1 protein-coding gene is annotated in these 723 nt (G+C 58.8%); it reads left to right on the top strand.

Annotated features, from left to right (window positions below; all coding sequences use genetic code 11):
- On the top strand, positions 1-723 hold a 723-nt coding region (locus V6C16_RS14695; protein ID WP_333543620.1), incomplete at both ends, for a cell division protein FtsZ.

Here is a 723-nt window from a genome sequence, read left to right as displayed (position 1 = left end):
CGGCACTGGCACGGGCGCTGCGCCGGTGGTGGCCCAGGCTGCCAAGGAAATGGGCGCGCTTACAGTGGGTGTTGTCACCAAGCCGTTCAGCTTTGAAGGCGCCAAGCGCAAGCGTGCCGCCGAAGCCGGGCTTGAAGACTTCAAGCAGCACGTGGACTGCCTTATCACCATTCCCAATGATCGCCTGCTGGCTTTTGCCCCCAAAAAAGCTCCTTTTGCAGAAATGCTTCAGAAGGCCAACGACGTGCTTTACTATGCAGTCAAAGGCATTTCTGACGTTATTGTGGGTGACGGCCTCATCAACCTTGACTTTGCCGACGTGCGCACAACTATGTCCGAAGCAGGGCTGGCCCTTATGGGCACGGGCATCGCCGCCGGTGAAAACCGCGCCCGCGAGGCTGCCCAGCGCGCCATCATGAGTCCGCTGCTGGAAGATGTCTCGCTGGAAAGCGCCAAGGCCGTGCTTTATAATATCACTGCCCCTGAAGACATCACGGCTGAAGAAATCGCAGAAATCGGCGACATCATCAGCGAAGCCACGCCCGAAGACTCCAACATCATTTTTGGCGTGGTTTTTGATGACAATATTGGCGATGAAATCCGCCTTACCGTCATTGCTACCGGCATTGAGGCTCCGCAGGTCATTCAGAGCCAGCCGCCGCAGGCCGCCACGGTGACAAACTTCCGCAAGCCCGGGCCTGACGCCGTCATGGCCGCGCCGCG

It is taken from the genome of Desulfovibrio sp. 1188_IL3213 (assembly GCF_036763145.1).
Classification (GTDB): domain Bacteria; phylum Desulfobacterota; class Desulfovibrionia; order Desulfovibrionales; family Desulfovibrionaceae; genus Desulfovibrio.
This window is presented reverse-complemented; position numbering and strand designations above follow the sequence as displayed.